Source organism: Arthrobacter sp. TmtSoilC79, from assembly GCF_059739405.1.
In genome coordinates this window covers 104,434-130,573 of the sequence record NZ_AP046051.1, presented here as the reverse complement: position 1 = coordinate 130,573, position 26,140 = coordinate 104,434, and the positions used below count along the sequence as shown (strand labels likewise).

Sequence of the window (26,140 nt, the reverse complement as noted above, 5' to 3'; positions counted from 1 at the left end):
CAACAATAAGGGTATGGCTGTGGAAGATTTCAGCGGACCGATTCCCCTGGTGGTGGGGGTTCTTCCGGACCAGCACGTGGAGGTCCTGCAGACCGCCCGGACGTTGGCCGAGCGGCTCGGCGTGCCGCTGGTGTGCGCCTATGTGGACGAGGCCAGCTACCTCGTTGAGTGGGACCCCTCGCGGGAGACACACCGGATGTCGCTGCACCCTGAGAAGGACAACGCCGACGTCGAAGCCGTCCGGGGTGATCTCGGCAAAGCGATCGCGGAAGCGATGGACGGCGGCACCGCCGAGTGGACGTTGCGTCTGCTGGCGGGAGATCCGGCACGGGCACTGGGCAGGCTTGCCGCTGATATCAACGCTTCCATGATCATCGTGGGAACACCCGAGCCCGGGTTTGGCCACCGGATTTCTGAAGCCCTCAACGGCTCCGTGGCCGCTTGGTTGAGCCATCACCAACGCCGGCCGGTGCTGATTGTGCCCCAGAAAAAGCGGCCGGAAGCTCCCCATGGAAACTAAAGCGAAAGTAGTTATTCGAGGTGGTGGCGAAGGGGTTGCGGGCAACGTAGAGTGATTACTGCAGGGTAGCGAAAGCCCCTGTCAAAGGCCGCTCCGGAGTGCGTATCCCCCAATAACGCACTCCGGAGCTCTTTTGTTTAAGCAACCTTCTCTCACATCCCCTCCCCTTCAGCCGGACGCTCTCTCACATCCCCTCCCCTTCAGCCGGACGCTCTTCCACATCCCCTCCCCTCCAGCCGGACGCTCTCTCACCTCCCACGCTGACGGACGACGGCGGCGCTAATGGTGAGTGCCGTCGTCGAGCCTTATGGGGGCGGCCTTCAACGGGTGGCGGCTTCAGGCCGCGTACCGTCGCCACCCGCTTTGGATCTCCGAGAACGGCAACACGCCGCATGCACCGGCGTGTCCAGCCTTCAGCCGATTCAAAGTGGGTGGCGACGGCACCGCCTACTTTTGGAAACGGAACTTCCACGACGTGAGCGCCGACTCCAACGCGGATGGGAAACCACAACGGCTCAGCCGAACAGCCACGCTGCCCCAAGAAGCAGCGGCACGGCCAGGATGCTGGTGAACACCGCCGTGGATTGGGCAATGCCCTGGCCCACGCCGTATCGGACCGCGTAGAGCACCACGTTTTGGCCGGTGGGAAGGATGGCGCAGGCAGTGACCACGAACGTGCTGAACGGGTCCAGATGGAACACGAATGCCGCCAGGATCCAGGCAAGTGCTGGCTGAACAGCAGATTTGAGGATCACGGCCACAGTGGTGGGCGTCCGATCGCCGATGCCGGGCCGGACGGAGAGCCCGTGCAGGGACATGCCGAAGATGATCAACATCAGCGGCACTGCCAACTGGGCCACAAGTGCCAGGGGGTCGAGGATGAGCGAGGGCACTTCGATGCCCAAAGCGCTCACGCCCACCCCAAGAATTGCTGCCACGGTGACAGGGTTGCGGAACGGGATGGACAGCACGCGCCAGACGGAGACTTGCTTGCCCGCGGGATCTGTGAGGTCGAGGATGGTCAAGGCGATGGGTGTCACGATGGCCAGCTGAAACAGCATGATGGGCGTGACGTACGTGGCGCTGCCGAGGATATACAGGGACAACGGCACCCCCAAATTGGTGGAGTTCACGATTCCCACGGACAGCGCGCCGATAGTGGTCCGCCGGACACCCCAGCGGCCAATGAGGCCAGCCACGGTAAACACGAGCATGACCGCCACCGCGGTGACCACCGAAATCAAGCCCGTGGCACTGAGGACATCTGAAATATGGCGCGAGGCAATCGCCGAAAACATCAGGCAGGGCAGCCCCACCATGAAAGTCAGCGTCGAGAGAACCTTGCTGCCCTCGGGACCCAGTGCCTTGGTCCTGCCAAGGATGTAGCCAATGAGCAGCACCACGCTGACCACAAAGAAACCTTGAAGGACTCCGTCCACACCGTTTTCCTCAATCCGTAACTCTGGAGGCCCGGCTGGTGACGCAGGCTGGCTGGGAACGGATTAACCCTATCGGGCAGGAAACGGCGGGGCTGCCACGCGTCGTCACCACCCACTTTGGGTCCGAAACCACCTCGACACGCCGCAAAGGAAGGCGTGTCAGGCCGAACCAACACTCAAAGAAGGTCAGGAAGGCACACGCCGAACCACTACAGACGCAGGAACGGCCGGGACGCGCTGCCGCTTGGCATAGACCCTGGCCCGCTGGCTGGACAACGCCAAGAGGACGAGGATATCCGAGGCCAGGCCGGAGAGGCCGGCTTCCATGGTGAGGTTGGCAGTCCCGGTGGAATAGTCGACGGCCTGCACCAGGATCGAGATGGAGCTCAAAGCCATGGCGATCACCCGGGCCCCATTGCTGCCAAGGAAGATCCGCCAGGCCAGGAAAACCTCGCCGAGTCCGAACAGCAGGACGATGACCGCCATGGTGACGATTACCGACGTCGTGGTTTCCGCATCCAGGACGACATCTTCAAGGCCAATGTCGCCGCCTGACGTCAGCAGGGTCATCGCCAACGTAAAAGCGGCTATGGCCCGGATGGCAACCAGGACCGCACCGGTCACGATGGGTGCCGGACGCCGGTCACGGCTGTCGGTCCGGCTGGGTGGTTGGTCGGCGGGGACGGAGACGCTGCGGGCATCGACAATGGGCAGGTCGCCGTCGGTTGAAATGGAATCACCGCCGCCGTTGCGCGTGTGATAGCCGGTGGAAAAGTCCTTGATGACGTGCACGGAGACACTGGCTTCGGCAGCCGAAAGGGTGGAAACGATGTGGTCCCGCTCCACGTCCGTGTTCTGCTCGATTTTGTGCGTGACCTGCAAGGTGAAGAGCGAGAAGCCGACACTGCGGTCGTATGTTCCGGCGGCGAGCCAGTCCACTTGGTGCCCGCCTGGAAGGAGCCACCCTTCAGGGCATCGCCAAAAGCGGACGTGGTGGCGTTTGCCGGGGGTGTTGTTGACCTCTTGCTGGTAGGCAAAGTCCTGCTGCCGGTCGAAGAGATACAACGGGCTGACCGGAGCCTCGGTATAGCTCTGCCGAAAGATGGTGGAACTAACGATGCGCCGGCTGCTGGCGAAGGTGACGTCGTCGGCCAGGGTCCACCCGGCGGACCTCATGATCGCATGGACTTGGGGTTCGGCCCCCAGCAACGCGACGTTGACGGGGTCGCCCAGCAGTCCGTCGCTGGTCCTGGCGCGGCCAATGAAATACCCGGGAACGTAAATGGTGGTCAGGATCCGGTGCAACCGCGGCAACAGCAGGTAGGCAAGGAATGCCCAGAATACGAAGGAGAACCACAACTGGCCCCACCCCAGATGAAAGCTTTCGCCCACCAGCAGGAATGCCAGCCATACCGTGGCGGCTCCACCGAGGACGAAGAACCCGTGGTCGAGCCTGCTGTCCGTGGCGTCCTTGTTCGGCGCTGTGTCCATGAAGCTCCCCCCTGTGGCCCCTTAAGCTTGGGACTTCGGGTGGCAGTTGTACAGGCTTAGGCCAGCAGTTTCGGTACGTCGAGCTGCCCGTTGGCGACAAGCCACTGCAGGGATTCCAGGATTGCCTCCTCGGGTTCGTAGCGCGGCGCGTACCCGATCATCGACACAGCCTTTTGAATGCTCACGCAGTGGTTGCGGGAAAGATGGGCCCAGCTGATATCGGCAGATTCCTCAGTGGTGCTCCGGCGGAACTCCTCCCAGCCCACCGTTTCCATACGAGGCTCCTGGCCAAACCACGATGCCGCCATGCCCACGTAACCCCGAACCGTCAACGCGGTGGGGGCAACAATGTTGAAATCTTCCCCGGCAGCCGATTCCCGGTTCAGGATGGCTTTCTCGAAGGCCTGGGCGACGTCATCGGCGTGGACATGGTGCATCAACTCAGTGCCGTTCCCCGGAACCTGGAGTGCGTGCCCTGCGGCAATCGTCTTCCACACTCCCGGGTCCAGGTTTCCCAACGGCCCGATCGGCTGCCATCCGGGACCCACGATGTGCCCGGGATGAATCGACGTGGTGGCCAACCCGCCCGCTGCCGTCTCTTCCTTGAGCATGCGGGCAATGTCCCGCTTCCGGATCCCATACTCATCCAGGGGCTCTTCAGCGGAGTCCGCGCCTTCCACAAGGGGCAACTTCAGGCTGATGCCGTAGCGCCAAATGGAGCCGCAATGCAGCAGATGGCCGGTCCCGCCGCGCAGGCGTCCGACCAGCGCGCTGGCAGATTCGGGCGTGAAGCAGATGAGGTCAACAACGACGTCGGCACCCAGTTGCGCTACCCGGTCGCCAAAGCTGCCCTCCCGGTCCTCCTGCTCCCGGTCCGCGGTTACCTGGCGGACCTGCTGCCATTCAGGCGCAGCAACATAGGAAGTGCCGGTCCCGCGGCTGATGTTGATGACTTCATGCCCGGCCCGCACGAGCCTGGGTACAAGGAAGGACCCGATATGGCCGCTGCCACCGATCACAACGATTTTCATTGTTCTCCGATCTCCACGAGCCACGGTACTGGGAGGTGAGGATGGATTGGTAGGGCCGACGTCGGCACTCACCCGGGTGCCGACGTCGGGCTTCTTTGCAGTTGACCTCCAAGCACTGAACGTCAAGCCGCTGAATAATAACGAGACTTACTTGTTCGCGGGTTCGACAAACCGCAGGCCAACGTGACTAGCATGAATAGTCCGGGGCAGCCCGGGTACGTGACCTCTTGAACGACCCCCTCGGACGGTCGGCGTTGACGCGGCGACCACGTAAAGGAGAAAACTGTGCGGGAGCCTGCAGTCAGCGAGAGCGTGTCAGAAACCAGCGGAACTCCGGAAGAAAATTCGGAGGAAACGCCACAGGAAACGCCCGATGAAAGCGTGAGCGAACCGGCGGAAATCACCTTCGACGAGCAGTTCTACCCGGCCCGCCCCAAGGCGCTGAGGCCCATTGCCCGCAGGCGGCAATTTTTCGCGGCCCGCCCTTCCCTTGAATTCGACGGCCTGAACTCCACTTATGTGGATTGGCTCCGGAACCAGTCCATGCTGGGGGACGCCAACACCATGGCCCGGCAGCTTTCCGGCCAGGCAAGCATGTGGCAGAACTCCTATGCCAGGCCCAACCCCCGCGCTGCCGTGGAGCGCGCACCTGTCTGGTTCACGGCCTACCCGTTGTCCTTCATCACCAAGGATGGCCAGTCCTTCCTCTCGGCACTGGGTGATCCCGAGCTTTGGGATGCGTTCAGCAAGATCGGCATCCGCGGTTTGCACACAGGCCCGGTGAAGCTGGCCGGCGGCATCCGTGGCTGGTCGCAGACTCCCAGCGTGGACGGGCATTTTGACCGCATCTCCATGGCGATCGATCCCGCGTTCGGCACCGAAGAAGAGTTCCGCCAAATGTGCGAGGTCGCCAACCAGCACGGCGGAACCATCATTGACGACATCGTCCCGGGGCACACCGGCAAGGGTGCCGACTTCCGGCTGGCTGAGATGAACTTCCGCGACTACCCGGGGATCTACCACATGGTGGACATCCCCGAGGAAGACTGGCACCTGTTGCCGGACGTCCCCGAGGGCGCGGATTCGGTGAACATCAGCCCGGCTGCCGAGGAGGCCCTGCAGAAGGCGGGCTACATCATCGGGCGGCTGCAGCGGGTCATTTTCTATGAACCCGGTGTGAAGGAAACCAACTGGAGCGCCACCAAGCCCATCATCGACACCACCGGAAAGACCCGCCGCTGGGTCTACCTCCACTACTTCAAGTCCGGACAGCCTTCCATCAACTGGCTGGACCCAACCTTCGCCGGCATGCGCCTGGTTGTCGGCGATGCCCTGCACTCGCTGCTGGACCTCGGCACCGGTGCGTTGCGGCTTGATGCCAACGGATTCCTCGGCGTCGAAAAGAGTGCGGAGGAGGAGCCGGGTTGGTCGGAGGGCCACCCGTTGTCTGAGGCCGCAAACCAGCTGATCGGGTCCATGATCCGCAAAGTGGGCGGGTTCTCCTTCCAGGAACTGAACCTCACCATTGATGACATCAAAGCCCAGTCGGAGTCCGGGCCCGACCTCTCGTACGACTTCATCACCCGGCCCGCGTACCACTACGCCTTCGTCACCGGAGATACCGAATTCCTGCGTTTGACCCTGCGCCTGTCCATGGAGATCGGGGTGGACCAGGCTTCCCTGGTCCATGCCCTCCAGAACCACGACGAACTTACCTACGAGTTGCTGCACTTCGCAGCCGGCCACAGGGACGACATTTTTGAGCTGGGCGGCGAAGAACTGACCGGCGCCGAAGTTGCCGAGAAAGTGCAGGAAACCCTGCGGGAACGCCTCACGGGCGAGAACGGGCCGTACAACGCACTCTTCACCACCAACGGCATCGCCTGCACCACGGTCAGCTTCATCACGGCCGCGCTGGGTATCACGGACCAGGACGCCATCACCCCCGAGCAGGAGGCCCAGGTGCGGGATGCCCACGTGCTGTTGTCCATGTACAACGCGCTGCAGCCGGGCGTCTTCGCGCTCTCCGGCTGGGACCTCACCGGTATCACGGCCCTGGACCGCGAGACCGTCAAGGAGCTGACGTCGCAGGGTGACACCCGCTGGATCAACCGCGGCGCCCACGACCTCATGGGAACCAGCCCCGAAGCGAAGACCTCGCTGGCAGGCATGGCCCGGGCCCGCAGCCTCTACGGCTCGTTGCCTGAGCAGCTCAACGATCCAAGCTCCTACGCACGCCGGCTCCAGCAGATCCTCACAGTGCGGGAGGAGTCGGGCATCGCCACCAGCACCTTGCTGGACGTGCCCGAGGTCTCCAACCGGGGGCTGCTGGTGTTGGTCAACCAGCTCGCCGACGGAGCACTCCAGGTCACCGTACTGAACTTCTCGGACCAGGACATCGCCGGCAGCATCCAGTCCTCACACCTCGTTCCGGGAGCTGCCGTGCATGACCTGTTCAGCGGCGAGGACGTCGGCCAGGTGGATGATCTGTGCAGCTTCTTCCTCCAGCTCGGGCCGTTCCAAGGCACGGCGCTGCTGTTGAAGGACCCGGTTGTGGAGGAAGAGTCCGCCGAATAGAACGCACGACGTCGGCACTTATGGGAGCGCCGACGTTGCGGTTTGGTGTTATTCAGGCTGCGTCGAAACCGGGGCCTCGCGCCAGGACTGAACCAGGAAACCGCCGCCTGATGGAAGGCACTCGTTGGGCGGCAGGCCCTCGGGAGTGCCGCCGCCGCCGAACGAGAATTCATCGCCGATGTTGAACGCCACGCCGTCGGGCAGCACAACCCCCTCGTTAGTGACTTTGGTTCCGAAGGGGAAGATCAGTCCATGGAATTTTCCGTCCCCTGGGTTGCTGACTATGCAGCCGCCGCTGCTCAGTCCCAAGGTTCCCGTGGCGAGCGCTTCCATGAAGACGTTTACGTCTTCGTCCGTGGAAACAGCCGCCTTATTGCCGTTGCCACCGGTAATAATCCTGGCGTTCCCCGTCGCATCTTTGAGCCCCGTAATCTCCGGCAGGGGCGAAAGGCCTGGCGGGTTCGACGCGTCCTCCTGAACAGTGACGGGTTGCGTTGCAGCCGGCGCAGCTTGCTCGTTGGGGGGAGCCGGCATGGAGGACGTCAGGACCACACCCACAACAACTGCTGCTGCCGCGGCCGCCAACCCTGCACCGGCCAGCACCCGGAGGCGGCGTCCCTTGGGCGAGCGTCGGTGTAGATCTTCTACGAAGCCCCCGACAGAAAGCTGCTCTGCATCGGTGCGCATGACAGCCAGGCTCTTCTCCCGGCTCCGGGCCAGTTCATCCTCTGTTACCGTCAAGGCGGGATCGGCAGAAGCCAGGCGGTCCAGGGTAGACGTTTCGTTGTTACGCATTGCGGGGATCCTCCGTGGTGTGGTCCGTCCGAAGCAGTTTGCTGAGCTCTTTCCGCGCCCGGTGTAGCCGCATCCTGACCGCTGTGGCCGTGACATCGAGCAGGTCGGAAACCTCGGCAGAACTGAATCCATCCCAGTACGTCAGGAGAAGGACCTCGCGTTCCTCGGGTCTGAGCCGGTCCAGCGCTTCCCTCACCTCGCCGTCGTCCGTACCCAGCTCGTGGGTTCGCTGCCGCTCCAGTTGCTGCGTGAGGTTGTGGGAGCGAACGGCTGAACGGTAGTGGTTGCGGAGGACGTTCCGGGCAATTCCGAACACCACGAGGACTGAGAGTTCCTGGTCCTGACGGGACTTTTCCCACGCGATCCGGAAAACGTCGGCGGTGAGGTCCTCCGCCGTCGACGCACCGTCGGTTCGACGCCGGAAATAGCGGTACACCTTGTCGTGGCACGCCGCGTGTGCCGCCAGGAAATGCTTCTGCCTGGCTGGCTCCACACGATCCCCCTGCTCCATTTGCAAGCTCATACCCCGTTAATGTCCGGCCGTAGGAAGAATGTAACCAACTTCCGGAAAAAGGCCCGCGAGTTAGTCGCCTACGGCGTCGCGGCCACGGCGGAGGATCAGCGGATCGGCGTCGTAGACCACCGAGGTGTCCTTGTCCTCATACTCGAACTGATTGAGGAAATAGCGCATGGCGTTGATGCGGGCGCGCTTCTTGTCGTTGGATTTGATGGTGATCCACGGTGCGTGGTCCGAGTCCGTGTGCAGGAAGGTCTGTTCCTTGGCGTCGGTGTACTCTTCCCAGCGGTCCAATGACGCAAGGTCCATGGGCGAGAGCTTCCAGCGGCGGACGGGATCGATCTGGCGGATGGCGAAACGGGTGCGCTGCTCCTGCCTGGTAACGGAAAACCAGAACTTGGTCACGTGGATACCGGCGTCCACCAGCATCTTTTCGAAGACCGGCGCCTGCCCCATGAAGGTGCGGTATTCGTCATCGGTGCAGAAGCCCATGACTTTCTCCACGTTGGCCCGGTTGTACCAGGAGCGGTCGAACATGACGATCTCGCCGGCCGTGGGAAGGTGCTGGATATAGCGCTGGAAATACCACTGGCCCTGCTCGCGGTCCGACGGCTTGGCAAGCGCCACAGTCCGGGCGGAGCGCGGATCCAGATGCTCCGTGAAACGCTTGATGGTGCCGCCCTTGCCTGCCGCGTCCCTGCCTTCGAACACGATCACATGCTTGAGTCCGCGATCCTGGCCCCAGTACTGGAATTTCAGCAGCTCGATCTGGAGCCGGTACTTCTCGATCTCGTACTCGTCCCGCGTCATCCGCTGTTCGTAGGGATAATCCTCGTTCCAGGTCTCCACCGCCGATCCACCGGGGTCGATCAGGTCGGGGTCTTCCCCCTGCCCGCCGCTGATGGTGTAGCCCAGCTCCACTAAGTGATCGATGGTCTCCCTCAGGTTGTCCCTGACCCACCAATTGTCCAAAGAAGTGGATAGTGCGTTTGCCTCCGTCATGCGGTCCTCCTGGTCAGCCGTGTAGTGCCCGGAGCCTAGCAATGACTGGTGACGGGAACGTGAACAGAATTGCAGGCCATCAATCGTGGTTGCGGCGGGACTCCGTTGTGGTGAAAAGCAGCCAGATCAACCAGACGCCCACAAGGATGGCGGCACCGGGCAGCATCTCCGGGACACCAGGGGCATCCCCCGGCGGAAGGAGGACGAATCCCAGGCACAGGGCGATCGCCACTACAACCGTGCTCAGGACCTGGGGAACAATCTCCAGCGTCCTGCGGCGGACAAGCTTGACCACCAATTCCAAGACCATGATCAGCACAATGGCCGCACCCATTCCCAAGGGGTAGGCACTGAAGCCGGGGACGAAGTCCTGCCCCGAAGCCCAGAGCATGAACACCACCAGCCCGGCAAGGAGTGCCAGCGAGGTGACGAGCGCTGCGCTGATCCTGAGGCCAGGCAACCGCCGCTGCCGGTCATGCCGTTTCCGTGGAATGTAGTCCCAGGCGCCGCGGGTGAGCCTGGAACCGACCCACCCCGCAATCACCACCAGAACGAGCGGGACCAGCACGGGTGTGACGTAGTTGTTGCTGACTGCCCAGAAGAAGGCAAGCAGCGCCGTGTAGACCTGGGGCGTGGCGAAGACGCCCAACCACCAGCCCAGCAGGAACTCCTTGCGGGCTGCCGGCAGGTCAAGTGGATGGACCAGAAAGTGGGTTTGCGGGTCCGGTAATTGGACCTTCTCTTCGATCGGATTCATTGTGTCCTCCAAGGGACCTTCTCAATGTAGGGCGGACGAAGACCTGCCCGTGCAATTTCGTATACCTTCTGGCGCGCCACTCCGAGCTCTCCGGCTACGGTGACGGCGCTGTATTCGTCCAGGAGCTCGGCGACAGCCGCTGACCTGACTCCGGACGCCCTGGAATTCAAATGTGCGGCAAAGGCACTGACTTCCGCGGACAGCAGGGCCACGGCCAAAGGCCCGCCGAATGCTTCTGCCCAACCAGGACTGCCCGCTGCGGCCGCCGCGTACATGGCATCGCCGCCATCGTTCAAGACGGAGCGCACCTGCTCCGGGGTGATCCCGCGTTCTGCAAACCTGTTGGCTGCTGCTTCACGGGAGCCGTCGTCGGCTGCACGATGGGTGAGCACCTGCTGCCACTGCGGATCAGCGCCTGGCGGAGTTAAGCTGTCACCCCCGGGTTGACTGATCATACGTCCATGGTGCCCGCACTTAAGAAGCCTGTCAACCCCCGGGTGACAAATTTACTGCCCGGTAATGGCGAGCTCAATCCAGTAACGCCTGAAGGGCTGGCCTTCCTCATCCAAGCGAACGTCTTCGAGTTGGCCGCCGTTGCGCTCGATGGTCCTGGCGGACGCCGCATTGCTGTCATCACAGGTCAAGAGGACCCGCCCGGGCCCTCCCCCGGCTGCCAGCCCGGCACATACTTCCTGCAAAGCCCAGGTTGCTGCCCCACGGCCACGATCGGAAGGACGCACGCCGTACCCAATATGTCCGCCCGAGTTCAGCAGGGCCGGTGTCAAGTAGTGACGGAAGGCGATGGCCCCCACATACCGTGAGCCGTTGGTTATCCAGCGATAAGTGCATGGGACGATGCCGTTCACCTCTTCGGCATGTTCAGCCCCAAGCAACTTATCCACCCATGCAGCGAAACCTTCCGCCGTGCTGATGTCATCGCCGGCAACCAGCCCGGCACCATCCTGATGCGTGCCATCCCATTCGCGGTGGGACTCGATGAATGACTCGTAGAAGGAAACGTCCGGGGCAACAAGCGTCAACATCCCTCGACCCTACCGCGCGCGCGAACTCATCCCGGGACAGCTGATTGGTCATACAGAACATTCGCCCGGCAACAGGCCTACGCCTGCGTCGAACCCCGCGGCAATTTCCGGCCCTGGACCGCGGCATGGGTCTTCTGGAGCGCCGAAACCGAGGCGTCATAGGAATGCTGGGCGACTCCCACGAAGAGGCAGTCCACCACCATCATCTGGGCGATGCGGCTTCCCATGGCCCCGGACCTGAAGGGAGTCTCGCGTGCGGCGGTATTCAGCACAATGTCCGCCACCCACCCCAAAGCCGAGTCGGCGTGATTGGTGACCGCGATAGTGGTTGCCCCTGCCGCCTTCGCTGCCGCGAGGAAGTCCACCGTGTCCACGGTGGTGCCCGAGTGGGAGACGGCGACAGCAACGCCGTCGTGGTCCAAAAGCGCCGCAGAGGCCAGCGCCGCATGCGGGTCAGACCAAGCAAAGGACGTCCGGCCGATCCTGTGCAGCTTCTGCTGCAGGTCCTCGCCCACCAAGCCTCCTGCCCCAACGCCGAAGATGTCGGTCTTCCGCGAAGCGGAGATGGCCTTCACAGCCTGGGCGAGGTGGTCGACGTCGAGCACTTGTGCCGTGTCGGCGATGGACATGGTCTCGTTGAAGGCGATCTTGGAGACGATATCCCGCAGCGAATCGGACGTGTTGATGTCCTCGTAGACTCCCGCCGGGACGCTGTTGGCGAGGCTTTCGCGAGCGGTTTCCCGGGCGAGGTCCAGGCGCAGATCGGAATACCCGCTGTAGCCCACTTTTTTGTAGAAGCGCACAACGGACGTGGTGGATGTTCCGCCCTGTTCAGCGAGATCAGCGATTGACATCATGGCGGCCCGGGAAGGATCAGCGAGCACCAACTCTGCGACGGCGCGCTCGGAAGGGCGCAGGGAGGGCAATGCGGAGCGTATCCGCACCAAAACGGTCCGCGACAACTGCACGTTCGGTGCCTCTTCCATGGAGCTTCCTTTCAGACGGGTCAGCCCAGCCCACAGTAGCGGCCCGTGCATGTAAATAATTTACCCAAACATCGCATTGCATGTAAACGATTGACGCGCAACTCCACAGCGAATACGGTCGGTGTAAGCGACATCACAAAAGTTGTCATGCCCTGCTCATCCGGAAAGGCTCCCCATGACACTCAACCGCCGAAAACTACTCCACGCATCGGGACTCGCTGCCGCAACAGCCGTCATCACCCCCTTTGCCCCCGGAGCAACTGCTGCCACCCTCCAAACTGCCCGCCCCGGGAAGCCCGGCACCACAATCAACGGCGCCGACGTCGCCGCCGCGGACAAATGGAGCATTTTTGCCGGCCGGCGGGTGGGAGTCATCACCAACCCCACCGGAGTCCTGGCAAACTTCCACTCGATCGTTGACGACATGGCGGATAACGGCGTGGACGTAAGGGCCGTTTTCGGCCCCGAGCACGGGTTCCGCGGCACCGCCCAGGACGGCGGCAGCGAAGGCACCTCAGTGGATCCCCGCACCGGCATCACCGTTTACGATTCTTACGGCGCCGAAGTGGACGGCTACGTGGGCTTCTACGAGAAATCCGGCGTGGACACCATCTGCTTCGACATCCAGGACGTGGGCGCGCGGTTCTACACCTACATCTGGACCATGTGGGGAGCCATGCAGGCCGCCTCCAGGACGGGCGCCAGGTTCGTGGTCCTGGACCGCCCCAACCCGATAGGCGGCCAAGCGCGCGGCCCGGTCCTGCAGCCCGGATTCGAGTCCGGAGTGGGAAAGCTGGGAATCGCCCTCCAACACGGCATGACCGTAGGCGAGCTGGCCAAGTACTTCAATGCAGTGCACTTGCCCGCGGCCGGCCTCACTCCCCTCCAGGACCTCCACATAGTGGAAGTACAGGGATGGCGCCGCGAAATGACCGGACCGGACAACCGCGCCGCGTGGATCCTGCCCAGCCCCAACATGCCCACTCCCGAGACCGCGCTCCTGTACCCGGGTACAGCACTCTTTGAGGCCACCAACATGTCCGAAGGCCGCGGGACCACCCGGCCTTTCGAACTGATCGGCGCTCCTTACGTGGATTACCGCTGGTCCGAGGCACTGAACAGCAAGGGCCTCGCAGGTGTCACTTTCCGCGAAGCCTACTTCCAGCCCACCCTTTCCAAGAACCAAGGAATCATCTGCGGTGGAGTCCAGGTACACATCACCGATCCTGCCCGCGTAGAAGCCTTGGAAATCGGCACGCACATGCTGGTGGAAGCAAAGCGGTTGTACCCCGGCTTCGGTTGGCGCGGCGACGCCGGGCGCTGGATGGGGCTGCTGAGCGGATCGGCCCGCTTTGCCGAACAACTCGACGCCGGTGCTGACGCCCGGACCATCATGGACAGCTGGCGGGCGGAACTGGGTCAATTCGTCCGCGATACCCGCCAATACCTCCTCTACAACGGACCCCGCTAACCAGCCGGAACACTCACGATCGGAATGGGAACCCTCATGCTCAGAAAAGGAACAAGGTTGATGACGGCCGCCGCCACGGCGCTGCTCATGACAGGCGCGGGAGCGGTGGCAGGGGGCGCCGCAGCAGCCGCCCCCACCACGGCACACACGACGACGGTCGCTGCCTCGCCGGACATCGAGGAGATGATTGCCGGCATGTCGCTGGACGAGAAGATCGGCCAGATGACCTGGACGCACGTCTACGGTTCATCGGCCGACGACACGTCCATGGCGGCAAGCAACCAGGCCCGCTACGGCGTCGATACCCCCGCTGAAGTCGTGGCCAAGTACAACCTTGGCGGAGTCCTCTACTTCGCCTGGTCCGGGAACACCAACAATCCCGGGCAGGTGGCCGGCCTGTCCAACGGGTTGCAGCAAGCTGCCGTAGGCCAAGACGGGACGGGCATTCCGTTGGCCGTCACCATCGACCAGGAAGGCGGCTTGGTTGCACGGATCGGGTCACCGGCCACCGTCCTCCCCGGAAACATGGCCTTGGGTGCCACGGCAGATCAGGAACTTGCCAGGGCGCAGGGTGAAATCCTGGGCTCCGAGATGCGCGCCATGGGTATCAATGTGGACTTCGCACCCGTCCTGGACCTCAATTCCAACCCGGACAATCCCGTGATCGGCATCCGCTCCATGGGTGAAGACCCGGCGCTGGTCAGCGCCCTTGGCGTGGCACAGATCGACGGCATGCAGGAACACAATGTGGGCGCTGCTGCCAAGCACTTCCCCGGCCACGGCGATACATCGGTAGACTCCCACTATGGACTGCCCACCGTCACCTACGACCGCGAGACCCTGAACCAGCACCTGAAACCCTTCAAAGCAGCCATCGACGGTGGCGTGGACATGGTCATGACAGCCCACATCATTGTTGAGGCCATCGACCCGGAAATGCCCGGCACCCTGTCGCACAAGGTTCTGACCGGTTTGCTCCGGGACGAGCTCGGATTCAAGGGCCTGGTCACCACGGATGCACTCGATATGGCCGCGATGGCCGCCGAATGGCCCCAGGAAGAAATCGCGGTCAAGGCCATCCAGGCCGGCTCGGACATCCTCCTGAACTCCCCCGATGTGGACGCCTCGTTCGCAGGGGTCCGCGCCGCCGTCGAGTCCGGTGAGCTGACGGAGAGCCGCCTTGATGAGTCCGTGCGCCGCATCCTTGAGTGGAAGGTCAAGCGGGGAGTCTTCGAGCAGCCGATGGCGGACCCCAACGCCGTGGACCAGTTGGTGGGAACCGCAGGCAACCTCGCCACGGCCAACCAGATCTCGGACCGGGCGGCGACGCTGCTCCGCAACGAGGACAGGGTCCTCCCCCTCGCCCCCGGAAGCTCGGTACTCATGGTGGGCGCCGGTTCCGGCAAGCCTGAAACTGCCGCTCCCCTCCTGAAGGAACAAGGCTTCGCCGTCACCGAAGACTACGAAGCCGGAGCCTCGCCCTCTGCCGCATATCGGGCACGGGCGGTAGCAGCCGCACGCGGCGTCGATGCCGTGGTTTTCGCCTCGTACAACGCCACTGCCAATGCGGCCCAGCAACAAATGGTGGCAGAACTGGCGGCGACCGGAACCCCCGTGATCGTCGTTGCCACACGAAATCCCTATGACATCAGCGTCTTCCCTGGTGCAGCCGCCGTCCTCAACAGCTACGGCGTCAACGCGGTCAACTTCCACGGCGTGGCCCGCGCCATCTCCGGTGCAGTGAACCCCGGCGGCAAGCTGCCGGTCAACATACCCGAAGCAGACGGCGACGGCGTCCTGTTGCCTTTGGGGTTCGGCCTCCACTACGAAACCACGACGCCGGCAGCCGTCACCTTCACGGACAAGCCGGGCCGGGGCCAGGACGCCTACACGGTTCCATCGGTGGACGGCGTGACCTACCTGGTTGACGGCAAGGAGATCGCGGCCGGGACCTACAGGAAGCCGTCCGGAACCGTGGCTGTCACTGCAGTCCCCGGCAAGGGGTACGTGTTCACCGAAGGCGCCGTCACCGAATGGAGCCACACGTTCACCACGGGACTCCCCAAGCCGTAGGCCCTGGAAAAAGGACTACACCACCGCGGAGTTCATCAGTGCGACCGTGATGAGCAGGGCAACCCCGAACATCGGCAGGCAAAGTACCAGGTTTGTCACCCGGTTGTCCCTCATCACGGCCACGAACTCGCGGAGAAAGGCGCTGGGCACGAAGTACCTGGCGGTGGGAGCACCCACTACCTCGGCGTTGATTTTCTGGCGCCGCGACAGGAGGGCCGCGCGGAGAACATGGTAGTTGTTGGTGCACACCAGCACCGGTCCCTGGATACCTTTGTCGGCAAGCAAGGCAACCGAATAGGCGAGGTTCTCTCGGGTGGTGGTGGCCTGGTTTTCTTCCAGCACATCGACGGCCGAAGCGCCCTTGGCCACCAGATATTCCTTCATTGCGGTGGACTCGGGCCGCGGTTCGTCCGGGCCTTGGCCACCGGAAGGCACCAGTACGGGCCTGACCGGTGCGCCGCCGTCGTAAATTTCCAAAGCCTTGTTCAGGCGCGCGGCGAGCAATGGCGGGACTTTGCCGTCAATCAGGCCGGAGCCCAGGACAATCACGGCCGCCGGATTCGCGCTGAACCGCATCCTTGAATACACCAGCGCATACCCGAGGAACACCACAAAGGCGCAGCCCAGGTAAGCGCAGAGGAAGAACGCCAAGGCGGCGAGACCCGCCAGGACGGGCTGCCCGCTCAGCACGAACAGGAAGGCCACAACGGGAGCGAGGAACACTGCCACGCCCACGGCGATGGGCAGGAAGCTGCTGATGCCTGGACCCTCCCTGTGGACCATGGTGATGCCGTTGGCGATCAGGAAGCCGGCGAACACAAAAATGCTCACCACCGGGACCACTACGATCACCAGGTTCAGCCACTCGAACCACGGGTTCAGGTCGATGAGGAAGTCCAGCAGCGCCTGAAGCAGCAGCCACGCCGCCACCAACAGGAACACCCCGTTGCGGAGCCTGCGCCGATCGGACTGGTAGGAGGCAAGGAAGAGCCCCGCAAAGAGAAGTCCAAGGACCAGGTTCAGCATGGTCCAAGCCTATGCGCAGGTGTGGTCCCCGACGCCGCGGTAGTTGATCACCGCATGAGTAAAGTTCGACGTCGGCACAGTCTCGCCTGGCTTAGATGGAAGCAAATCGGAGTTCGTACTCGCTCTTCTTGGTCGGACGCTCAACCTTTTCGTTCTTCGACATTCGCTATGGACGCTGGACAGCTTCCGAGGCTTCCAACCACTCCACGGGTGCCCTGCCCAGCCCCGCCGCGAGGGCTGTCGCCGTTTCGCGCCATGATGTCAGTTCTGCAATCGCCAGATGAGGCTGATTGGTTGCAAAGGACGCCCTTGCCGCCGATAGCACCTTTTCGGCGCACGCCACCCGGTCATCCGGGCTCAGGGCCAGCATCCAAGGAAAACGATCGCTCATCCGGTCCGCGAGCGTTCCCTCCATGCTCGTCGAAACAGCGACCAGTTGTGCCGCGAGTTCGAGCAGGGAAACGCGTGCCGCATTGGCGCTTTCCGACATCAGTACCAGAGATTCGCCATCACGACGCGTGACCTTAACGGGATGGTCTGCGGCAGCCGCAAAAACGTCCGCCGAGGATCGGCTCAGTTCAGAAGACTGAAATGACGTGCGGGCTCTAAAGGACTCGGACGCTGCCGTAGCCCGGGAAGGTCGGGTTGTTCTTTCAGATTTTGTGGCTGCACCCATGCAATAACACTAACTCAGAACGTATTCTGAAGTTGAGACCAGCTGGCACTCACGCTGGTCGTGTCAGTGCGATCCTTTGGGCGAAGTCGTCCAACGCCGCAGCCACAGCGTCCGGGTGACTCAGTGTGGCGTAATGGCCGCCCGGGATCTCCACCGGTTCGGTTCCCAACCGGTCCTGTACTTGGAGCCGCATGAACGACGCCGGAAAGAACAGGTCGTCACGGCACAGAATGGCCAGTGTGGGCACGTCCGGATGTTGGCCGGGCCATGGTCCTGACATCCAGGCCCCCTGCTGATCACGCTCCTTGTCCCGGGCTTGCTGTGCAAGGTTGTCAGGGACGAGGTTGAAGAACGCTTCGGCGGGGATGGTCTCGCGGTCATGCCCGGTATTGGTCCACCATTCACCGAAGGTCTCACCCGGCATGGGAATCATTGCCGAGAGGTACACCAGGCCGTCCGAATTGAGTTCTTGGCAGACCAAAGGCGCCGTAAAGCCACCCAGCGAGTGACCAACCACGATGGTGTGCCGGGCGCCGTCGGCCACCTCCGTTGCCGCGCGGGTGTAATCCTCAAGCATCGCGTTCTTGTCTTCGATTGGCAGGTCCACCGCAATGACCTCATGGCCCGCAGTCTCGAGCAGGGGCTGGACCAAGTGCCAGTCCCACGACGTGGAACCGCCCCCATGAATCAGTACGAAAACCGCCATCATCCACCCATCCCGACATCGCTCCATTGGTGCCTGCGTCGGCGATAAAGCAGCATCGACGGCGCTGACTCCAGTATGGGTCGAGTCCGGGCTTTACCGCAGGCCCAATTCCCGAAAAATACCCCCAGGGGGTACTTGACGCATACCCCCCATGGGTATAGATTCTAAATATGAGCACGCCAGACCTGAGCATGAGCCAGCCGGATGCACCCACCATTGACGTGGAACCGGAGCACACCGCACCCCACGGGTACACCAGCAACAAGGACGCGTACCTCAAACGCTTGAAACGGATCGAGGGGCAAGTCCGCGGAATTGCACGCATGGTGGAGGACGACAAGTACTGCATCGACATCCTCACCCAAGTGGCTGCAGCCACCAAGGCCCTCCATGCCGTCAGCCTGGGACTCGTCGAAGAGCACATCGGCCATTGCGTCGTTGGTGCCGCCTCCGAGCCCAACCCTGAAGCCCGAGCCGAACAGATCGACGCCAAAGTGAAGGAGGCCACCGATGCCATCGGGCGCCTGCTGCGGTAATTCCGCCAACAACCACCACACCATCCAACTCACCACCAAGGAGACCACCATGAGCCAGACCATCCAGACCAACGTCAACGTTTCCGGCATGACCTGCGGCCACTGCGTCTCCAGCGTGAGCGAAGAACTTGAGTCGCTCAACGGCGTCGAAAATGTGGCCGTAGACCTCAACCCCGGGGGACTGTCCACCGTGACCATCACATCAACCAAGGAGCTCTCGCCGTCTGAAATTGGCGAGGCCGTGGCAGAAGCCGGCTACCTGGTGGTAGCCAACGAAGCTTAGGAGTCCTCTTGAGTAGCCAGGAGACTTTCAACCAACCTGCACACAGGATCATCGAGCTGGACATCGAGGGCATGACCTGCGCCTCGTGCGTCAATCGTGTGGAACGAAAACTGGGCAAACTTGAAGGAGTCGAGGCCAGCGTCAACTTGCCCCTCGAATCAGCCCACGTCACCGTCCCGGCAACCGTGACAGACCAGCAAATCGTGGACACAGTCAACGCGACAGGCTACAAAGCCACCGTCCGCCAAGCCCCACCCCCAAACACCCGCGAACCCCGCCCCCACGAGACCCACACCAGCCACCCCACGGATCACGAGGGCCACGGACATAAGTCCACCCCACAGACCCAGGAGCACGGCGCGGCTGTAACCGAGCCGGCACCCGCACATAGCGGCGCCGCCGGCGGCGTGCGACAGCATGCAGGCACGAGCGAGCACGACCATAGCGGCGCCGCCGGCGGCGTGCGGCAGCATGCGTCTAAGGGAGGAACGACCGAGCATGCCGAGCACGGCGCCGGCGGCGCCGCGGAAGCCAACCATACCGAGCACACCCAGCACACCCAGCACACCGCCCACGAAGACCACATGGCCCACGGCCCCGCCGCCTCAACGCTCCGCCCGCGCCTGATCGTTGCCGCGCTTCTGACAATTCCCGTTTTCGCCATCTCCATGATCCCCGCCCTCCAGTTCGCCAACTGGGGCTGGGTTGCCGGAGCACTGGCCCTGCCGGTGGTGAGCTGGGCTGCCTGGCCGTTCCACCGCGCTGCCGCAGTGAATGCCCGACACTTTGCCTCAACCATGGACACCCTGGTCTCCATTGGTGTCATTGCGGCGTACTTGTACTCTGCGTGGCAGTTGTTTGCGGATCCCCGGATGACTGAACACCCCGGCATGGAAAGCATGTCCGGCGGCGGACTGTACTTCGAGGTCGCGGCTGTGGTCACCACTTTCCTGCTGCTGGGGCGCTACCTTGAGGCGAACGCGAAGGCCAAGGCCGGCAATGCTCTCAAGGCCCTGCTGAATTTGGGCGCCAAGGACGCCACCATCCTGGTGGACGGCGTGGAGGAGAAGATCCCTGCCGATCAACTTTTGGTGGACGACGTCATAGTGGTCCGCCCCGGTGAGAAGATCGCCACCGATGGCGTGGTCACGGATGGTGCTTCCGCCGTCGATGCTTCACTGGTGACCGGCGAATCGGTGCCCGTGGAAGTCGGTCCGGGCAGCGCTGTGACAGGTGCAACGATCAACACTTCGGGCCGCCTGCTGGTGCGGGCAACCCGCGTTGGCTCGGACACGACGCTCGCCCAGATGGGTCGACTGGTCAGCCAGGCACAGACTGGAAAAGCGCCCATTGCGCGGCTTGCGGACAGGATCAGTTCGGTGTTCGTGCCGATCGTGCTGGTCATCGCCCTGGTCACGTTCCTGCTGTGGCTGTTCTTCTCCGGTGACCTCAACGCAGCCTTCACGGCTGCCGTCGCGGTCCTGGTGATCGCCTGCCCCTGCGCCTTGGGCCTGGCGACTCCGGTGGGACTGCTGACGGGAACCGGCCGTGGAGCCCAACTGGGCATCCTCATCAAGGGGCCGCAGGTTCTTGAGGACACCCGGCACGTGGACACCATCCTGCTGGACAAGACGGGCACCGTGACCAGCGGGAAGCTCGCCGTGGACCACACCGTGGGCCTCAACGGCTACTCATCGGCCACCGTACTGACGCTGGCTGGAGCGGTTGAAGCCGCCTCTGAACACCCGATCGCCCACGCGATTGCGGCCTCGGCGCAGGAAGCAACGCACGACGGCGGCAGCCTGCCTCGCGTTGAAGGCTTCAGTTCCGCACCGGGCGGCGGCGTCCGGGGAACCGTTGCTTTCGAGGGAACCACCAAGACCGTGGTTGTCGGGCGCTCCGGCTGGCTCGAGGAGAACGGCATCACGCTCGACTCCAGCCAGCGGGAAGCACTCGCTGCAGAGGAAAACGCGGGCGCCACGGCAATCTGGGTTGCGGTTGACGGCCAGCCGGCCGGCATCATCAGCCTGAGCGATACCATCAAGCCCGGTTCGGCAGCGGCAATCCAAAAGTTGAAGGACCTGGGCATCCGTCCCATCCTGTTGACCGGCGACAACGCTGCCGTGGCCGCGCAAGTAGCGGCCGCCGTCGGGATTTCAGCGGACGATGTCTTCGCCGGTGTCCTGCCCGAAGGCAAGGTCGAGGCAGTCCGGAAACTCCAGGCCTCCGGGGCCACCGTGGCCATGGCCGGTGACGGCGTGAATGACGCTGCCGCCTTGGCACAGTCGGACCTTGGCATCGCGATGGGCTCGGGCACGGATGTTGCCATCGAGGCATCCGATCTCACGGTGATGGGTAGCGACCTTGGTCAGCTGGTGCAGGCAATTGAGTTGTCCCGCAAGACCCTGTCCACCATCAAGACCAACCTGTTCTGGGCGTTCTTCTACAACGCAATCGGCATCCCGGTGGCGGCACTGGGATTCCTGAACCCCATGATCGCCGGCGCAGCGATGGCAGCGAGCTCGGTGCTGGTAGTAGCCAACTCGCTGAGGCTGCGCTCCTTCGGTAAGTAGCCCCAGGAACGGAAGCAGGGCCCGGCTAGGCTGTCCCGAAACGGACGGCCGACCGGGCCTTTGCCTTGGCTGCTTCCTCGTCCCGGTTCTTCGCCGGAGCATTGCTCACCAAGGAGTCCAGGAGATGTTGCGTAATATGCGCGATCTCGTGGACAGCCTCCGCGAAGGCTTCCTCGTTGGCCTTGGAAGGCTTGGTGGATCCGCTGATTTTGCGCACATACTGCAGCGCTGCGGCCTCCACTTCGGCATTCGTGGCATGCGGTTCGAAGTTATGCAGGGTCCTGATATTGCGGCACATAACCCCATGCTAACTATGGGCAGTGCTGCATGGGGAGGGGTGCCCATCGACGGTTTTTGGATTCCCGGGATAGGTTTTAGTTATTGGATCTTCCGGATGAGCCGGAGGCCGCTGGGGATGCCGAAGAGCTCGGGTCCGAACAAATGAAGGAGAATCTCATGGCTATTTGGGGTGCAGATGTTGATCAGCTTCGTCAGCTCGGTAACAAGCTGAAGGCAGGTGCCGAGAACATCGAGCAGCAGCGTTCACAGCTCAAGGGCGCGCTTGATGGCACCGACTGGAAGGGCCCGGACGCTGACAAGTTCCGCGGCGAGTGGGACAGCCAGCACGCTTCGAACCTGAAGAAAGTTGCCGACGCACTTCGCGAAGCCGGCGACCGCGCTCAGAAGAACGCTGAGCAGCAGCAGCAGGCTTCCAACTAAGACAGTTGGGAAGAACCCGGACGCACCAGCGTCCGGGTTCTTTGCTGTTAAAGCCGCTTAGCTGCGGGGCGACTCGGTGACGGAACCGCTCGGGACGGGTTCGACGTCGTTCGGGTGGTCCAGGACGCGGGCGGCGCGGCGGTCGCCCCGGAGCTCGTCAACCCGGACCAGGACGACGCCGCCCACAATGAGGAGGCCGCCCAGCAATTGAATTGGCCCCGGGAGTTCGCCCAGCAGCAGCCATGCCCAGATCACGGCGAACAGCACTTCGGTCAGTGAGACGAAGGATGCCACCTTCGAACCCAGGCTCCTCGCGGCCATGATGCCGGAAACGTAGGCGAGCACTGTGGCCAGGATGATGAGCCCGACGGCGGACACCCACCACGGAGTGGTCCACGGGCCAAGGGTTGTGTCGGCAGCGCTGAACGTCATGGGGAGCAGCCCCAACAGGCCTACCAGCCACATCACCACTGCACCGACCAGGAGGCCGCCGGAAGCGAGCACCAGTGGAGGCAGGGTGTCATTCTCCTTGGCGGTAATGAAGAAGTAGATCACCAGGCACACGGCCGCTGCCATGCCCCACAGGACTCCGACGAAGTCCACCTTCACGGCACCTGTCAGGTCAAGCACCAGGACCAATCCGCAAAGCGAGAGCAGGGTCCCGGCAGCCGTCAGCGCGCGAGGCCGCCGCCGGCTGGCAATCCAGAGCCAGAGGACAATCATCACCGGAGCCAGGTACTCGAGCAGCAGGGCAACACCTACGGACAACCGCGCCACGGCGTTGAAGTAGAACAGTTGGCACCCTGCCACACCGATCAGTCCGAAGAGCAGGATGGTGAGCCAGTTGTCCTTGAGTTGGTGCCAGCGGCCACGAAGAACCACGACGGCGGGTATCAGCAGGATCAGCGCAGCACCTGTAAGGCGCACGGCAACTGCGGCGCCGGGTGACCAGCCGGTTTCCAGCATCGACTTGGCGAATGAGCCGGACGTGCCAAAGACAGCGGAAGAAAAGAGTGCGATGCCGAGTCCTGATGCCAGGAAACCTTTTGCATCAGCCTTCGTCGTTGGAGCTGACACAGCAGCCTCCTGTCAGGAGTAAAGTGGGCTTATGGTCATGACAGTACTCCCGAAACTTGTAAGGAGTCAAAGTGCTTTTTGCGCCTGACACCGAAGTTGCCCTTCGCAGCGTCGTCAACCTGATCAACACCGCAGCCAATGGGCAGGAATCACTCGTCACCCTTGAGGACCTCGATGCATTCCTGAAAGCGGAAGAGTTCACCGGTTCGCGGGTCAATTCCCCTGCCGAGCTGAACAGCATCAAACACCTTCGCAGCGAACTCACGGCCCTCTGGAGCGCCGATGAGGACACGGCCGCAAAGTCCGTCAACAAGATCCTGGCCGACGCCAAGGCACTCCCCCAGCTGGTAAAGCACGATCACTGGGACTGGCACCTCCACGCCACCACCCCCGAAGCTCCCCTGGCAGACCGGATGGGCACCGAAGCCGCCATGGGCATCATTGACGTGATCCGCAGCAGGGAAATGGAGCGCATGCGGGTGTGCGCGGCAGAGGACTGCGACGCCGTGGTGCTGGACCTGAGCCGCAACCGCTCCAAGCTCTACTGCGACACCGGCAACTGCGCCAACCGCGCCCACGTCGCCGCATACCGGGCCAGGAAGGCCGCCGGGGGCGAATAGAAGGGCATAATGGCGGGCATGGGGGAACAACGCATCGGGCCTGGAATCAATCACCACGGACAAACCAGGTTGCGTGTTGCTTCTTTCCGGCAAATTGCCGTCGTTTACCCATTCGTAGCTACGGCTTGGATTGCTGCGATGCTAACGCCGCCGATGATCGGCGTCGACACCATACTTGGCGTCTTATTGGCCGTGACCCATGTTCCGGTCTTTGCTATCGGCCTGGCATTGCTGACTGGCCTGCCGCTGCGACTCAACCAACGCCTTTCACGCTGGTGGATGGGAAATGGCCGCTGTTACATCTTGCTCGCTGCCGCCGCGACACTCCTCATGATTTCGGGCTATTCCCGGCGGATTCGCCAAACGGGGGTGATCGACGGAATGCCATACGACGAGGTGACCCCCGACATGGGACTTGTGGCCGCCGGCTGCTTCATCATCACATTCCTGGCTGTGAACGCTTCGCTCCCTCTCCGATTCAAGAAGCGCACCGACGTGGGGAGCATGGCACCATGAGTGACCTCCACGGCGGGTCAGCCGCGGAACCGCCAACCAACCCCTTGGGACCACCCCGATATCCGGTTGTCGCGGAAAGGCATCATCCGCAGGCAACCGGACAACCACTGCCACAGCCTGGCGCCCCACGGCCTTTGACTCTGCGGGAACTTCCCCGGGAGCGGTCAGGCAGCACGGGCCTGGCACCTTTCAGCCAACTGGCTCTCGCCTTCGCAGTGCTCGCACCAACCTGGGTTAGCTTCCAGTTTTCTTTGATGGTGGGCTATGACGGACTGCTAAGTTTCATCGGTCTGGCGCTGAGCGGCCTCATCATTCCGCCGTTGGCGATCGTGGCCGCGGTTGTTGTCGGCCTGCCGCTTCGACTCATCCCCGCAGTGAACCGTTGGTGGTCAGGAAACCTGCGCGTATATGCGTCTCTGGCAACCATCACCATCGGCCTCATGGCGGCCGGATTCGTTATGACAGTCCGCCAGGTTGGCGACTTGGACGGAATCGCCTATGACACCGTCACCCCGGACCCCTACCTCCTATGCGCCGGTTGGCTTCTGGCGGCCCTGCTCCTGGTCAACGCGTCGCTCCCCCTTCGGTGGTCGAAGAAATCAAGAGCGGCCTGATCCCTCGAACCACCCGCCGCACCGTTGAAGGCAGAGACCAGCAGCCCACAAAAAAGCGCTCCCCCACCAAGGTGAGGAAGCGCTCGAAGGTCAGCGGCCGGCGTCGTGCGTTTCCGTGCCATCATCCGGAGCACCAGGGCCGCCATGGTTGGGGCGCTTGGAACTGAGGTTGACGCCGGATCCCTTGCCGAGGTGGTCGGCGTTTTCCTTGTGGCTCATGGACAACATGGCCGCCACAACGAGGCTCACGATGAACGCGATGCCGGCGCCCGTGAAGGCGAGGTCGAACCGCGGGGCCTTCGCGCTGCCGCCGGAAGCGAAGATGAGAACAGCCACGAAAGCCAGTACCGCAAAGAACGCGGAGAACATGAGCGGTCCCTTGACCGAGGTCCGCATCTTGCGCGGTTCTCCTGGTGTCTGGTCAGCCACGGTCATTCCTCCAATGATGGCGGTTAGTGTCCGCCGGTCTGCAAAAGTTCTACAACGAGTAGAACGTCCAGCTACTAGTTTACGGCCTCGGGCGAAGCGCCGGGAGCAGCGGCCTGGGAAGTGCCGGAGGCTGTCTTGGCATCGTGCCGCAAAGTCAGCCCTGACAGGATCCACAGCACACCGGAAATGATGGCCCCTCCACCGGCGACACCCAGGAGCGCGTGGGCTCCGAGGGAGGTGAAGAACGGCAACAGAACTGCGGTTCCGACGGAAATGACGCCGGAAACGAGCCAGTCCCGCGCCAACATGTCCCGTTTCCGGAAACCATGGGCGAATTCAAGGAGCCCCAGCACCAGCAGGGCCAGCATCGCCGACAAAGCTACGCCTGCGTCCGACTGCGTTACCAGCGCCACGAGTCCAGCCAAGGCCACCACTGCGGGGACTGCCACCGGCAAAGCACGCGACATCCACACCGCGCCTGCGGTGGCGAGCAGATACAGGCCCACGGCCCACGCCAGGACATGCACGGACGGGGTGGCCCAGAAGATCGTGACCGCGCCGAACACCAGCGCAACAGTGGCACGGATCAGCACGGGTTTCCAGAGTCCGGCCGCGGAGGCAGAAGGAGTCTGGGCAGGAGTCGCTGGGAGAGTCACCCGTCC

Annotated in this window: 28 protein-coding genes; 11 read left to right on the top strand and 17 right to left on the bottom strand. The window is 63.0% G+C overall.

What is annotated here, in order from left to right; translation table 11 throughout:
• Nucleotides 1-13 precede the first annotated feature (13 nt).
• Nucleotides 14-520, top strand: coding sequence for a universal stress protein (locus AC6JA3_RS00640; RefSeq protein ID WP_091553515.1), 507 nt, complete (start codon nt 14-16; stop codon nt 518-520).
• Between the two features lie 515 nt (nt 521-1,035).
• On the opposite strand, the gene AC6JA3_RS00635 is transcribed toward AC6JA3_RS00640, so the two are convergent.
• From AC6JA3_RS00635 to AC6JA3_RS00625, 3 genes are all read right to left on the bottom strand, one after another.
• Complete coding sequence (locus AC6JA3_RS00635; protein ID WP_497919826.1) at nt 1,036-1,959, bottom strand: AEC family transporter; 924 nt, start codon at nt 1,957-1,959, stop codon at nt 1,036-1,038.
• Between the two features lie 186 nt (nt 1,960-2,145).
• Nucleotides 2,146-3,450, bottom strand: a complete 1,305-nt coding sequence (locus AC6JA3_RS00630; RefSeq protein WP_497919825.1) for an LssY C-terminal domain-containing protein — start codon at nt 3,448-3,450, stop codon at nt 2,146-2,148.
• 56 nt (nt 3,451-3,506) lie between these two features.
• Nucleotides 3,507-4,481: an NAD-dependent epimerase/dehydratase family protein gene (locus AC6JA3_RS00625; protein WP_497919824.1), complete on the bottom strand. Its 975-nt coding sequence runs from the start codon at nt 4,479-4,481 to the stop codon at nt 3,507-3,509.
• A 285-nt stretch (nt 4,482-4,766) separates the two neighbouring features.
• Here AC6JA3_RS00625 and treS point away from each other — a divergent pair, with 285 nt between their 5' ends.
• Nucleotides 4,767-7,058, top strand: coding sequence for a maltose alpha-D-glucosyltransferase (gene treS / locus AC6JA3_RS00620; protein WP_497919823.1), 2,292 nt, complete (start codon nt 4,767-4,769; stop codon nt 7,056-7,058).
• Nucleotides 7,059-7,106: 48 nt separating this feature from the next.
• On the opposite strand, the gene AC6JA3_RS00615 is transcribed toward treS, so the two are convergent.
• From AC6JA3_RS00615 to AC6JA3_RS00585, 7 genes are all read right to left on the bottom strand, one after another.
• Complete coding sequence (locus tag AC6JA3_RS00615) at nt 7,107-7,853, bottom strand: hypothetical protein (protein WP_497919822.1); 747 nt, start codon at nt 7,851-7,853, stop codon at nt 7,107-7,109.
• Nucleotides 7,846-8,376, bottom strand: a complete 531-nt coding sequence (locus tag AC6JA3_RS00610; RefSeq protein WP_081733321.1) for an RNA polymerase sigma factor — start codon at nt 8,374-8,376, stop codon at nt 7,846-7,848. Before AC6JA3_RS00610 ends, AC6JA3_RS00615 begins: the two co-directional genes overlap by 8 nt.
• A gap of 60 nt (nt 8,377-8,436) precedes the next feature.
• Nucleotides 8,437-9,372 carry a polyphosphate kinase 2 gene (gene ppk2, locus AC6JA3_RS00605; RefSeq protein ID WP_043433022.1) on the bottom strand — a complete coding sequence of 312 codons (936 nt, stop codon included), beginning with the start codon at nt 9,370-9,372 and terminating at the stop codon, nt 8,437-8,439.
• 79 nt (nt 9,373-9,451) lie between these two features.
• Nucleotides 9,452-10,129: a hypothetical protein gene (locus AC6JA3_RS00600; protein ID WP_347782325.1), complete on the bottom strand. Its 678-nt coding sequence runs from the start codon at nt 10,127-10,129 to the stop codon at nt 9,452-9,454.
• The gene (locus AC6JA3_RS00595; protein WP_497919821.1) at nt 10,126-10,584 is read right to left on the bottom strand and encodes a hypothetical protein; all 459 of its coding nucleotides are present in this window, start codon (nt 10,582-10,584) and stop codon (nt 10,126-10,128) included. The genes AC6JA3_RS00600 and AC6JA3_RS00595 overlap by 4 nt, the downstream gene beginning before the upstream one ends.
• A gap of 51 nt (nt 10,585-10,635) precedes the next feature.
• Nucleotides 10,636-11,172 (bottom strand): GNAT family N-acetyltransferase, encoded by a 537-nt coding sequence (locus AC6JA3_RS00590; RefSeq protein WP_497919820.1) that lies wholly within the window; start codon nt 11,170-11,172, stop codon nt 10,636-10,638.
• Between the two features lie 77 nt (nt 11,173-11,249).
• Nucleotides 11,250-12,158, bottom strand: coding sequence for a MurR/RpiR family transcriptional regulator (locus AC6JA3_RS00585; protein ID WP_497919819.1), 909 nt, complete (start codon nt 12,156-12,158; stop codon nt 11,250-11,252).
• Between the two features lie 175 nt (nt 12,159-12,333).
• Between AC6JA3_RS00585 and AC6JA3_RS00580 the strand changes: the two genes are divergently transcribed.
• Both AC6JA3_RS00580 and AC6JA3_RS00575 read left to right on the top strand, forming a co-directional pair.
• Entirely contained in the window at nt 12,334-13,629 is a 1,296-nt protein-coding gene (locus AC6JA3_RS00580; RefSeq protein ID WP_497919818.1) for an exo-beta-N-acetylmuramidase NamZ family protein, read from the top strand.
• A 60-nt stretch (nt 13,630-13,689) separates the two neighbouring features.
• Nucleotides 13,690-15,702, top strand: a complete 2,013-nt coding sequence (locus AC6JA3_RS00575; protein ID WP_497919817.1) for a glycoside hydrolase family 3 protein — start codon at nt 13,690-13,692, stop codon at nt 15,700-15,702.
• Nucleotides 15,703-15,717: 15 nt separating this feature from the next.
• On the opposite strand, the gene AC6JA3_RS00570 is transcribed toward AC6JA3_RS00575, so the two are convergent.
• The 3 genes from AC6JA3_RS00570 to AC6JA3_RS00560 all read right to left on the bottom strand — a co-directional run bounded on the left by AC6JA3_RS00570 (nt 15,718) and on the right by AC6JA3_RS00560 (nt 18,113).
• Nucleotides 15,718-16,728: a YdcF family protein gene (locus AC6JA3_RS00570; RefSeq protein ID WP_026541106.1), complete on the bottom strand. Its 1,011-nt coding sequence runs from the start codon at nt 16,726-16,728 to the stop codon at nt 15,718-15,720.
• Between the two features lie 166 nt (nt 16,729-16,894).
• A complete protein-coding gene (locus tag AC6JA3_RS00565; protein WP_431768451.1) occupies nt 16,895-17,218 on the bottom strand; it encodes a prevent-host-death protein in 324 nt (107 codons plus the stop codon).
• 235 nt (nt 17,219-17,453) lie between these two features.
• Nucleotides 17,454-18,113: an alpha/beta fold hydrolase gene (locus tag AC6JA3_RS00560; protein ID WP_497919816.1), complete on the bottom strand. Its 660-nt coding sequence runs from the start codon at nt 18,111-18,113 to the stop codon at nt 17,454-17,456.
• A 167-nt stretch (nt 18,114-18,280) separates the two neighbouring features.
• Between AC6JA3_RS00560 and AC6JA3_RS00555 the strand changes: the two genes are divergently transcribed.
• From AC6JA3_RS00555 to AC6JA3_RS00545, 3 genes are read left to right on the top strand one after another with little or no spacing between them, the layout of a single operon-like run.
• Nucleotides 18,281-18,646, top strand: a complete 366-nt coding sequence (locus tag AC6JA3_RS00555; RefSeq protein WP_497919815.1) for a metal-sensitive transcriptional regulator — start codon at nt 18,281-18,283, stop codon at nt 18,644-18,646.
• A gap of 49 nt (nt 18,647-18,695) precedes the next feature.
• Nucleotides 18,696-18,929, top strand: a complete 234-nt coding sequence (locus tag AC6JA3_RS00550; RefSeq protein WP_026541102.1) for a heavy-metal-associated domain-containing protein — start codon at nt 18,696-18,698, stop codon at nt 18,927-18,929.
• 8 nt (nt 18,930-18,937) lie between these two features.
• Complete coding sequence (locus AC6JA3_RS00545) at nt 18,938-21,502, top strand: heavy metal translocating P-type ATPase (RefSeq protein WP_497919814.1); 2,565 nt, start codon at nt 18,938-18,940, stop codon at nt 21,500-21,502.
• Between the two features lie 25 nt (nt 21,503-21,527).
• On the opposite strand, the gene AC6JA3_RS00540 is transcribed toward AC6JA3_RS00545, so the two are convergent.
• Nucleotides 21,528-21,800, bottom strand: a complete 273-nt coding sequence (locus AC6JA3_RS00540; RefSeq protein ID WP_026541100.1) for a DUF2277 domain-containing protein — start codon at nt 21,798-21,800, stop codon at nt 21,528-21,530.
• Between the two features lie 158 nt (nt 21,801-21,958).
• On the opposite strand from AC6JA3_RS00540, the gene AC6JA3_RS00535 reads away from it, so the two are divergent.
• A complete protein-coding gene (locus AC6JA3_RS00535; RefSeq protein WP_011776688.1) occupies nt 21,959-22,222 on the top strand; it encodes a WXG100 family type VII secretion target in 264 nt (87 codons plus the stop codon).
• Nucleotides 22,223-22,279: 57 nt separating this feature from the next.
• On the opposite strand, the gene AC6JA3_RS00530 is transcribed toward AC6JA3_RS00535, so the two are convergent.
• A complete protein-coding gene (locus AC6JA3_RS00530) occupies nt 22,280-23,299 on the bottom strand; it encodes an EamA family transporter (protein ID WP_223944242.1) in 1,020 nt (339 codons plus the stop codon).
• A gap of 71 nt (nt 23,300-23,370) precedes the next feature.
• On the opposite strand from AC6JA3_RS00530, the gene AC6JA3_RS00525 reads away from it, so the two are divergent.
• The 3 genes from AC6JA3_RS00525 to AC6JA3_RS00515 all read left to right on the top strand — a co-directional run bounded on the left by AC6JA3_RS00525 (nt 23,371) and on the right by AC6JA3_RS00515 (nt 25,049).
• Entirely contained in the window at nt 23,371-23,919 is a 549-nt protein-coding gene (locus AC6JA3_RS00525) for a CGNR zinc finger domain-containing protein (RefSeq protein ID WP_026541098.1), read from the top strand.
• 18 nt (nt 23,920-23,937) lie between these two features.
• On the top strand, nt 23,938-24,435 hold the full coding sequence (locus tag AC6JA3_RS00520; RefSeq protein ID WP_139183518.1) for a hypothetical protein: 498 nt from the start codon (nt 23,938-23,940) through the stop codon (nt 24,433-24,435).
• A gap of 254 nt (nt 24,436-24,689) precedes the next feature.
• Nucleotides 24,690-25,049, top strand: coding sequence for a hypothetical protein (locus AC6JA3_RS00515; RefSeq protein WP_139183519.1), 360 nt, complete (start codon nt 24,690-24,692; stop codon nt 25,047-25,049).
• Nucleotides 25,050-25,139: 90 nt separating this feature from the next.
• On the opposite strand, the gene AC6JA3_RS00510 is transcribed toward AC6JA3_RS00515, so the two are convergent.
• Complete coding sequence (locus AC6JA3_RS00510; RefSeq protein WP_026541097.1) at nt 25,140-25,484, bottom strand: hypothetical protein; 345 nt, start codon at nt 25,482-25,484, stop codon at nt 25,140-25,142.
• A gap of 68 nt (nt 25,485-25,552) precedes the next feature.
• A complete protein-coding gene (locus tag AC6JA3_RS00505) occupies nt 25,553-26,134 on the bottom strand; it encodes a DUF308 domain-containing protein (RefSeq protein WP_223944244.1) in 582 nt (193 codons plus the stop codon).
• Nucleotides 26,135-26,140: the final 6 nt, after the last annotated feature.